Annotated in this window: 9 protein-coding genes and 1 pseudogene; 6 read left to right on the top strand and 4 right to left on the bottom strand. The window is 61.7% G+C overall.

The features are described from left to right. Window positions 1-50 precede the first annotated feature (50 nt). From mreD to mreB, 3 genes are all read right to left on the bottom strand, one after another. Window positions 51-539: a rod shape-determining protein MreD gene (gene mreD / locus JWR98_RS01085; protein WP_003171788.1), complete on the bottom strand. Its 489-nt coding sequence runs from the start codon at window positions 537-539 to the stop codon at window positions 51-53. Beyond that, complete coding sequence (gene mreC, locus JWR98_RS01090; protein WP_205489148.1) at window positions 539-1,657, bottom strand: rod shape-determining protein MreC; 1,119 nt, start codon at window positions 1,655-1,657, stop codon at window positions 539-541. Before mreC ends, mreD begins: the two co-directional genes overlap by 1 nt. A 137-nt stretch (window positions 1,658-1,794) precedes the next feature. Beyond that, a complete protein-coding gene (gene mreB, locus JWR98_RS01095) occupies window positions 1,795-2,832 on the bottom strand; it encodes a rod shape-determining protein MreB (RefSeq protein ID WP_002555108.1) in 1,038 nt (345 codons plus the stop codon). 210 nt (window positions 2,833-3,042) lie between these two features. On the opposite strand from mreB, the gene gatC reads away from it, so the two are divergent. The 6 genes from gatC to JWR98_RS01125 all read left to right on the top strand — a co-directional run bounded on the left by gatC (window position 3,043) and on the right by JWR98_RS01125 (window position 8,224). Next, on the top strand, window positions 3,043-3,330 hold the full coding sequence (gene gatC / locus JWR98_RS01100) for an Asp-tRNA(Asn)/Glu-tRNA(Gln) amidotransferase subunit GatC (RefSeq protein WP_003171764.1): 288 nt from the start codon (window positions 3,043-3,045) through the stop codon (window positions 3,328-3,330). A 16-nt stretch (window positions 3,331-3,346) separates the two neighbouring features. Next, the gene (gene gatA / locus JWR98_RS01105) at window positions 3,347-4,798 is read left to right on the top strand and encodes an Asp-tRNA(Asn)/Glu-tRNA(Gln) amidotransferase subunit GatA (protein ID WP_078731568.1); all 1,452 of its coding nucleotides are present in this window, start codon (window positions 3,347-3,349) and stop codon (window positions 4,796-4,798) included. A gap of 10 nt (window positions 4,799-4,808) precedes the next feature. After that, on the top strand, window positions 4,809-6,254 hold the full coding sequence (gatB, locus tag JWR98_RS01110) for an Asp-tRNA(Asn)/Glu-tRNA(Gln) amidotransferase subunit GatB (protein ID WP_078731567.1): 1,446 nt from the start codon (window positions 4,809-4,811) through the stop codon (window positions 6,252-6,254). 113 nt (window positions 6,255-6,367) lie between these two features. Further along, window positions 6,368-6,739: a septal ring lytic transglycosylase RlpA family protein gene (locus JWR98_RS01115; RefSeq protein ID WP_205489146.1), complete on the top strand. Its 372-nt coding sequence runs from the start codon at window positions 6,368-6,370 to the stop codon at window positions 6,737-6,739. A 58-nt stretch (window positions 6,740-6,797) separates the two neighbouring features. Beyond that, on the top strand, window positions 6,798-7,844 hold the full coding sequence (locus tag JWR98_RS01120; RefSeq protein WP_205489149.1) for a calcium/sodium antiporter: 1,047 nt from the start codon (window positions 6,798-6,800) through the stop codon (window positions 7,842-7,844). Next, window positions 7,841-8,224 carry a carboxymuconolactone decarboxylase family protein gene (locus JWR98_RS01125; protein WP_205489147.1) on the top strand — a complete coding sequence of 128 codons (384 nt, stop codon included), beginning with the start codon at window positions 7,841-7,843 and terminating at the stop codon, window positions 8,222-8,224. The genes JWR98_RS01120 and JWR98_RS01125 overlap by 4 nt, the downstream gene beginning before the upstream one ends. A gap of 14 nt (window positions 8,225-8,238) precedes the next feature. On the opposite strand, the pseudogene JWR98_RS01130 reads toward JWR98_RS01125, so the two are convergent. Continuing rightward, window positions 8,239-9,179 (bottom strand): annotated as a pseudogene (locus JWR98_RS01130) (AEC family transporter). Window positions 9,180-9,422: the final 243 nt, after the last annotated feature.

Genomic DNA, 9,422 nt, shown 5'->3' on the forward strand with positions numbered 1-9,422 from the left:
GCAGACTCTCCCTGTAGAGTTCGATAACCAGGCAGAGCCTCGCAATCCATTCAATTGATTTTATAGCGACGACGCAGCCCACGCAGACCAAAACTGATCCACGGCCACAGCAGCGCGCTGACCAGTGCCGGCAACACCAGCGCCAGGGTTGGCTGGCGGTTGCCGGTCAAGGCGCTGAGCCATAATTGAACAAGCTGCGCCAGGCCGAAGATCACCAGGATCACCAGGCATTGCTGCCACATCGGGAACATCCGCAGACGCTGCTGCAACGACAGCACAAGAAAAGTGATCAGCGTGAGGATCAACGCGTTCTGGCCAAGCAAAGTGCCATACAGCACATCTTCCGCCAAGCCCAGGAACATGGCCGTGACCATGCCAACTTTGTGCGGCAGGTTCAGTGACCAAAAAGCCAGCAGCAATGCCAACCAGAGCGGGCGCAGGATTTCCATGAACTGCGGCAGCGGCGAAACGCTGAGCAGCAAGCCGATGGCGAATGTCAGCCAGACGATCCAACCATTGCGTGAATGTGTACCGGCCATTATTCCTCCCTCTGCCGTGTGGTCGTCGGGGCGGCGGTCGCTGGCTTGACGGCTGGCGTCGTGGTGGTCGGCGGTTTGGCCGCTGCCGGTTTCACCACGGGTGTACTGTGGGCAGCAGGTTTGACAGGCTTGACGGGCGTGGCCACCGGCGCCGTTGCGGGCGCCGTTGCCGCAGGCCCTGCAGGCGTCGCCGAGGCAGGCTTGGGCACCGTTGCCGGAATGATCGGTGCGGTGCCGTTCTTCCGGTCTTCCGCTTCCTGGGCCTGGGCGGCATCGTTGGCGCGCTCTTCCGGGGTACGGTTGTCACTGAATACCAGCAGCAGGTAACGGCTGCGGTTCAGCGCTGCGGTCGGCACGGCGCGCACAATGGCAAATGGCTGGCCGGAATCGTGGATCACTTCCTTGACGGTCGCCACCGGGTATCCCGCCGGAAAGCGCTGGCCCAGGCCGGAACTGACCAACAGGTCGCCTTCCTTGATGTCGGCGGTGTCGGCCACGTGCCGCAACTCCAGGCGCTCCGGGTTGCCGGTACCGCTGGCGATTGCGCGCAAACCGTTACGGTTGACCTGCACCGGGATGCTGTGGGTCGTGTCCGTCAGCAGAAGGACCCGCGAGGTGTAGGGCATCAGCTCCACCACCTGGCCCATCAAGCCACGAGCATCGAGTACCGGCTGGCCGAGGACCACCCCGTCGCGTTCACCCTTGTTGATGATGATGCGATGGGTAAAGGGGTTGGGGTCCATGCCGATCAACTCGGCCACTTCGACCTTCTCGTTGACCAGCGCGGAAGAATTGAGCAACTCGCGCAGCCGAACGTTCTGCTCTGTCAGGGCCGCAAGCTTTTGCATGCGCCCCTGCAGCAGCAGGTTTTCGGTCTTGAGTTTTTCATTTTCGGCGACGAGCTCGGTGCGGCTGCCGAATTGGCTGGCCACGCCCTGGTAGAGACGTTGCGGCAGGTCGGTGATCCAGTAGGTCTGCATCAACACCAGCGACATCTGGCTGCGCACGGGCTTGAGCAGTGCGAAGCGGGCATCGACCACCATCAGCGCGACCGAAAGCACGACCAGCACCAATAAGCGCACGCCCAATGAGGGGCCTTTGGCGAAAAGCGGTTTAATAAGCCGCTCCTCCCAGGCAAATATTCTCTTTATTCATACGGCATCTAACCGGCCTGGATGCAGATTGAAGACGATAAACGCCCGCAGCAGCACTGCAAAGTGCTGCCTGCGGGCGAAACATGGCGCCACCAACGATCTTATTCGCTGGAGAGCAGGTCCATGGTGTGCTTATCCATCATTTCCAGTGCACGACCACCGCCACGGGCAACGCAGGTCAGCGGGTCTTCGGCGACGATCACCGGCAGACCGGTTTCCTGGGCCAGCAACTTGTCGAGGTCGCGCAGCAAGGCACCACCACCGGTCAACACCAGGCCGCGCTCGGCGATATCGGAAGCCAGTTCCGGCGGCGATTGCTCCAGGGCGCTCTTCACAGCCTGAACGATGGTGGCCAGGGACTCTTGCAGAGCTTCCAGCACTTCATTGGAGTTCAGGGTGAAGGCACGCGGAACGCCTTCGGCCAGGTTGCGACCGCGAACATCAACTTCGCGAACTTCGCCGCCCGGGTAAGCGGTGCCGATTTCCTGCTTGATGCGCTCGGCAGTGGATTCGCCGATCAGGCTGCCGTAGTTACGACGCACATACGTGATGATCGCTTCGTCGAAGCGGTCACCGCCAACGCGCACGGATTCGGCATACACCACACCATTCAGGGAAATCAGGGCGATTTCAGTGGTACCACCACCGATATCCACCACCATCGAACCGCGCGCTTCTTCAACCGGCAGGCCGGCACCGATCGCAGCGGCCATTGGCTCTTCGATCAGGAACACTTCGCGGGCACCGGCACCGAGGGCCGATTCACGGATCGCACGTCGCTCCACCTGGGTGGACTTGCACGGAACGCAGATCAGCACACGAGGGCTGGGCTGCAGGAAACTGTTTTCGTGAACCTTGTTGATGAAGTACTGCAGCATCTTCTCGCAGACACTGAAGTCGGCGATCACGCCATCCTTCATCGGACGAATGGCGGCGATATTGCCGGGTGTTCGGCCGAGCATGCGCTTGGCCTCGGTGCCGACGGCAACGACACTTTTCTGATTACCATGGGTCCGAATGGCCACAACCGATGGCTCATTCAGAACGATACCGCGCTCGCGCACGTAAATAAGGGTGTTGGCAGTGCCCAGGTCAATGGAAAGATCGCTGGAAAACATGCCACGCAGTTTCTTGAACATGGGAAAGGGACCCTAGGCAACGCGTGGGTAAAAAAGTGCGGCAAACTCTAACAACGACAGGGATTTTGGGCAAGGCGCCAATGTGCTAAATTGGCCGACTTTCTGTGCACCTAACCCCACAATCGCGGCCGTAAGACCGTAGAAATGCGGTAGTGTTCCGACAATCTAACACACGGACAGCTTCCGTTCTGTTTTCCACTGGAGATTCCCATGGCGCTTGAACGCTCCGACGTGGAAAAAATCGCTCATCTGGCCTCGCTTGGCCTGAATGAAGCCGATCTTCCACAGACCACCGCAGCCCTGAACAGCATTCTCGGGCTGGTTGACCAAATGCAGGCGGTGAATACCGACGGTATCGAGCCCCTGGCTCATCCGCTGGAAGCCAGCCAGCGCCTGCGCGCGGACGTCGTGACCGAACGCAATAATCGCGAGGCCTACCAATCCATCGCGCCAGCGGTCGAAAACGGCCTGTACCTGGTTCCGAAAGTCATCGACTAAAGGGAAAGAGCCTTTCATGCATCACATGACTCTGGCCGAGATCGCCCGCGGTCTCGCCGACAAAAAGTTTTCTTCCGAAGAGCTGACCACGACCCTGCTGGCGCGTATCGCCGAGCTGGGCCCCAAGGTCAACTGCTTCATCAGCCTCACCGAAGAACTGGCCCTGAGCCAGGCCAAGGCCGCCGACGCACGTCGCGCCAACGGTGAAAATGGCGCACTGCTGGGCGCCCCGATCGCCCACAAAGACCTGTTCTGCACCCAGGGCATTCGCACCAGTTGCGGCTCGAAGATGCTCGACAACTTCAAGGCACCCTACGACGCCACCGTGGTCGCCAAGCTGGCCGCCGCCGGCGCAGTGACCCTGGGCAAGACCAACATGGACGAATTCGCCATGGGGTCGGCCAACGAATCGAGCTACTACGGCGCGGTAAAAAACCCGTGGAACCTGGAGCACGTGCCTGGTGGTTCGTCCGGCGGTTCGGCCGCCGCCGTTGCCGCGCGCTTCCTGCCGGCCGCCACGGCCACCGACACCGGCGGCTCCATTCGCCAACCCGCTGCGTTCACCAACCTCACCGGTTTGAAGCCGACGTACGGTCGCGTTTCCCGTTGGGGCATGATCGCCTACGCCTCCAGCCTCGATCAGGGCGGCCCGCTGGCCCGTACCGCTGAAGACTGCGCGATTTTGTTACAAGGCATGGCAGGCTTCGACACGCAGGACTCCACCAGTATCGATGAGCCGGTGCCGGACTACAGCGCCAGCCTCAATACCTCGATCAAGGGCCTGCGCATCGGCGTGCCGAAGGAATACTTCAGCGCCGGCCTCGACCCGCGTATCGCCGAGTTGGTGCACAACAGCATCAAAGAGCTGGAAAAGCTCGGCGCCGTGATCAAGCAAATCAGTCTGCCGAACAACCAGCACGCGATTCCTGCGTACTACGTGATCGCGCCGGCGGAAGCCTCTTCCAACCTGTCGCGTTTCGACGGCGTGCGCTTCGGCTACCGCTGCGAAAACCCGAAGGACCTCACTGACCTGTACAAACGCTCCCGTGGCGAAGGCTTCGGCGCCGAAGTACAGCGCCGCATCATGGTCGGGGCCTACGCCCTGTCGGCCGGCTACTACGATGCGTACTACCTCAAGGCGCAAAAAATCCGTCGCCTGATCAAGAACGACTTCATGGCCGCCTTTGAAGAAGTCGACGTAATCCTCGGCCCGACCACGCCGAACCCGGCCTGGAAGATCGGCGCCAAGACCGGCGACCCGATCGCCGAGTACCTGGAAGATCTCTACACCATCACCGCCAACCTCGCGGGCCTGCCGGGCTTGTCCATGCCCGCCGGTTTCGTCGATGGCCTGCCGGTGGGCGTGCAATTGCTCGCCCCGTATTTCCAGGAAGGCCGCCTGCTCAATGTGGCGCACCAGTACCAGTTGAACACCGACTGGCACACTCGCACCCCTACCGGCTTCTGAGGAGAACACTATGCAATGGGAAGTTGTGATCGGGCTGGAGATTCATACCCAGCTCGCCACCCAATCGAAGATTTTCTCCGGTAGCGCCACCACGTTCGGCTCCGAGCCCAACACCCAGGCCAGCCTGGTAGACCTGGGCATGCCCGGCGTCTTGCCGGTGCTGAACCAGGAAGCGGTGCGCATGGCGGTGATGTTCGGCCTGGCGATTGACGCCGAGATCGGCCAGCACAACGTGTTTGCGCGCAAGAACTACTTCTACCCGGACCTGCCCAAGGGCTACCAGATCAGCCAGATGGAGCTGCCGATCGTCGGCAAGGGCCACCTGGATATTCCGCTGGAAGACGGCACCATCAAGCGTGTCGGCGTGACCCGCGCGCACCTGGAAGAAGACGCCGGCAAAAGCCTGCACGAAGAATTCCCCGGGGCCACCGGTATCGACCTGAACCGTGCCGGCACGCCGCTGCTGGAGATCGTGTCCGAACCGGACATGCGCAGCGCCAAGGAAGCCGTGGCCTACGTCAAGACCATCCACGCGCTGGTGCGCTACCTGGGTATCTGCGACGGCAACATGGCCGAGGGCTCGCTGCGTTGTGACTGCAACGTGTCGGTGCGACCCAAAGGCCAGGCCGAGTACGGCACGCGCTGCGAGATCAAGAACGTCAACTCGTTCCGTTTCATCGAGAAGGCGATTAACACCGAAGTGCGTCGCCAGATCGAACTGATCGAGGACGGCGGCAAGGTGATCCAGCAAACGCGCCTGTACGACCCGAACAAAGACGAAACCCGCGCCATGCGCAGCAAAGAGGAAGCCAACGACTACCGTTACTTCCCCGACCCGGACCTATTGCCGGTGGTGTTGGAGGACTCGTTCCTCAATGACGTGCGCGCCACCCTGCCGGAACTGCCGCAGCAGAAACGCGAACGCTTCCAGGCGCAGTTCGGCCTGTCGGTCTACGATGCCAGCGTTTTGGCTTCCAGCCGCGAACAAGCCAACTACTTCGAACAAGTCGTGAGCATTGCCGGTGACGCCAAACTGGCGGCCAACTGGGTAATGGTCGAACTGGGCAGCCTGTTGAACAAACAGGGCCTGGAAATCGACGACGCCCCGGTGACCGCCGAGCAACTGGGCGGCATGCTGCTGCGCATCAAGGACAACACGATCTCCGGCAAAATCGCCAAGACCGTGTTTGAAGCGATGGCTGCTGGCGAAGGCACTGCCGACGAAATCATCGAGAAGCGCGGCCTCAAGCAAGTCACCGACAGCGGCGCCATCTCGGCCGTACTCGATGAAATGCTGGCGGCCAACGCCGAGCAGGTCGAGCAATACCGTGCGGCAGACGAAGCCAAGCGCGGCAAAATGTTCGGCTTCTTTGTCGGCCAGGCCATGAAAGCCTCCAAGGGCAAGGCCAACCCGCAACAGGTGAACGAACTGCTCAAAAGCAAGCTCGAAGGCTGATTGCGATGAAGGGGCCGGGTGGGTTCTCATGCTCGGCTCGGACCTCCTGTGGGAGGGGCGGTGCGACGATTCGACTTGCCCCCTCCCACATTTGTGATGGGTGCACCTTGATAATGAAGCGTCTACTCGGCCTCCTGGCCCTGTTTTCCCTGCTGACCGGTTGCGCCAGCGGCCTCATCGACCCCAACGGCTACGACGAAACCGGCACTGCCTCCTACTACGGCTCCCGGCACCATGGCAAAAAAACCGCCAGCGGTGAACCTTTCAACCAAAACGCCCTGACCGCTGCCCACCGGCGGCTGCCCTTCGGCACCCAGGTCAAGGTCACCAATCTCGACAACGACAAATCCGTCGTGGTCCGCATCAATGATCGCGGCCCGCATACCCGTGGGCGCTTGATTGATCTTTCACGGCGCGCCGCCGAACAACTGGGCATGCTGCGCAGCGGCACCGCCAGGGTTCGCGTGCAAGCCATGAGCAACTGAACGAGGGAGCCTGGCCATTTTCGGATTAACCGCCCTTTCGCCCTGGAGCCTGCTCGAGCTGGTCAGTGGCCTGCTGCTGCTGATCATCGGTGCCGAGATCCTGGTGCGCGCCGCCGTGCGCCTGGCGGCGAGCCTCAAGGTGCGGCCATTGATCATCGGCCTGACCATCGTGGCCTTCGGCAGCAGCGCGCCACAGATGACGGTCAGCCTGCAGGCGACCCTGGCCGGCAACACCGATATCGCCGTGGGCAGTGTGATCGGTAGCAGTATCTTCAATGTCCTGGTGACCCTGGGCCTGTCGGCGCTGATCATTCCCCTGCGCGTCTCACGGCAACTGGTGCGCCTGGATATCCCGGTGATGATCCTTGCCGGCCTGCTGGTGTTTACCCTCGCGGCCAACGAAGAGCTGACCCCGGTCGACGGGCTTTTCCTGCTGATCGCCTTGCTGGCCTACCTCGCGGTGCTGCACTACCAGACCCGCCACTCGCGCCGCCCGCGCACATTAGACACCGTAGCCCAGGCGCCCTGGCTGAGCAGCGCGCTGCTGATGCTCGGCGGCTTTCTGATCCTGGCGCTGGCCGGGCACCTGCTGCTGGGCGCGGCGGTGGATGTGGCGAGCGACCTGGGCTTGTCGGAACGCATTGTCGGCCTGACGCTGATCGGCGTCGGCACTTCGCTGCCCTGCCTGGCCACCTCGCTGATTGCCGCGTTGCGCGGCCAGCGGGAAATTGCCGTGGGCAATGTGATCGGCAGCAATTTGTTCAATCTGCTCGGCGTGCTGGGGCTCACCGCGCTGTTGGCGCCGTCGCCGTTGTCGGTATCACCCAACGCCCTGGACTTCGACCTGCCGGTGATGCTCGGCGTGGTGGTGTTGTGCCTGCCGGTGTTCTACACCGGCTACCGCGTGACCCGCGCCGAAGGCCTGGTGCTGCTGGGGCTGTACCTGGCGTATGGGCTGCATGTGATGTCATTCACCACCGGCATGCCCCTGGCCAACAAGCTGGAACAATTGATGCTGCATTACGTTCTGCCGGCGCTGGTGGTGTTCCTGGTGTTCACCTCACTGCGCGCCTGGCGCCGCCAACACAAGAGGGAATCGCAATGACCGATCAGAAAAAGTCCGGAGTTGAAATACGCCGCCAGGTCATGGGTGACGTATTCGTCGACCGCGCCCTGGGCAACGCCACTGAATTCACCCAGCCGCTGCAGGATTTCGTCAACGAACATGCCTGGGGCAGCGTGTGGAGTCGCGAAGGTTTGCCGCTCAAGACCCGCAGCCTGATCACCCTCGCCGCCCTCACCGCGCTCAAATGCCCGCAAGAGCTTAAAGGCCACGTGCGCGGCGCACTGAACAATGGCTGCACCGTGGAAGAGATTCGCGAAGCGCTGCTGCATTGCGCGGTGTATGCGGGCGTGCCGGCGGCGATTGATGCGTTTCGCGCGGCGCAGGAAGTGATCGGGGCGTATCAGGCCGATCAGCAGTAACTGTCAGGCAGCATTCAGATCCACCCACCCGCCTGCAACACAAAAATACCGATATTCGTGGTCACCGCCGCCATCAGCGTGGTGATCACGATTATCGCCGCCGCCAGCTCATGATTACCCTCGGCAGCCCTGGCCATCACGAAGCTCGCCGCAGCCGTCGCGCGCCAAAGTACAAAAACAGGATCCCCAGTTCCGGCCCGCGAAAGCCCAGCAGCCAGGCGCCCAGGGTGGCGGCAACCGGCAACCAGACCATCTTCATCAAGCTCGCGCTCAAGGCCATGTTGCCGCTTTTGCGCAGCGCCGCCAGGGACAAGGTACCGCCGATGCAGATCAAGGCCAGTGGTAAGGTGGTATCGGCCAAGTACGCTAAGGACTTTTCCAGCCAGCCGGGCAGGCCAATCTGAAAATAGGCGAACGGCGCCGCCACGATCACGCTGATGATCAACGGGTTGGCCACCACGCTCTTGAAAATGCTCCAGGGGTCGGACTTGATCACCGGGCTGTACACCGCCAGCACAATGGTCGACAGGGTGTTGTAGAACAAAATCACCAGCGCCGCGAGGACCGCGCCCAGCGAGATCCCATAGTCGCCGTACATGCTGGCCGCCAGCGCCAGGCCGATCACCCCGTTATTGCCGCGAAACGCGCCCTGGGTGTAAATGCCGCGGTCTTCACGCTTGCAACGAAAGATCGCCCAGCCCCAGGCCAGGGCAAAGCTCACCAGCGTGGCGATTGAAAAATAAATCAGCAACCCCGGCTTGAGCGCCGAATGCAGGTCGGCATGCAGGATGCCCAGGAACAGCAGCGCCGGCATGGTGACGTTGAACACCAGGGACGAAGCCGTGTGGATGAAGTTGTCGTTGATCCAGTTGATGCGCTTGAGCAGCACACCGAGAAACAGCATGGCAAACACCGGCGCGGTGATGGTGAGGGTGGTGAGGAAGATAGCCAGCATGCCGGGGAGAACCTTGGTGGGCGTCGTTAGGTGGCTAATGATAAGCCATACAGCCCGCGTCGTCTGGTCAAACGCAATCGGGGAAGCCCCCTCCAACCCTTTGACCGATGTTCCAGCATCAAAACTGCGCCTCGAGTGTGGGAGGGGGCTTGCCCCCGATTGCAGGCGACTCCGGTCTCAGGTAATCGGCGCCGGGTTGAACAAGGTGATGTCGTTGTGCAGCTTGTGATGCTCGCCCAGGTC

It is taken from the genome of Pseudomonas lactucae, from assembly GCF_016937615.1.
Lineage (GTDB): Bacteria > Pseudomonadota > Gammaproteobacteria > Pseudomonadales > Pseudomonadaceae > Aquipseudomonas > Aquipseudomonas lactucae.

What these genes read in the sequence shown, in the direction of transcription:
- mreD (WP_003171788.1), bottom strand. Translation starts at nt 539, where the DNA reads ATGGCCGGTACACATTCACGCAATGGTTGGATCGTCTGGCTGACATTC.
- mreB (WP_002555108.1), bottom strand. Translation starts at nt 2,832, where the DNA reads ATGTTCAAGAAACTGCGTGGCATGTTTTCCAGCGATCTTTCCATTGAC.
- gatC (WP_003171764.1), top strand. Translation starts at nt 3,043, where the DNA reads ATGGCGCTTGAACGCTCCGACGTGGAAAAAATCGCTCATCTGGCCTCG.
- gatA (WP_078731568.1), top strand. Translation starts at nt 3,347, where the DNA reads ATGCATCACATGACTCTGGCCGAGATCGCCCGCGGTCTCGCCGACAAA.
- gatB (WP_078731567.1), top strand. Translation starts at nt 4,809, where the DNA reads ATGCAATGGGAAGTTGTGATCGGGCTGGAGATTCATACCCAGCTCGCC.
- JWR98_RS01115 (WP_205489146.1), top strand. Translation starts at nt 6,368, where the DNA reads ATGAAGCGTCTACTCGGCCTCCTGGCCCTGTTTTCCCTGCTGACCGGT.
- JWR98_RS01125 (WP_205489147.1), top strand. Translation starts at nt 7,841, where the DNA reads ATGACCGATCAGAAAAAGTCCGGAGTTGAAATACGCCGCCAGGTCATG.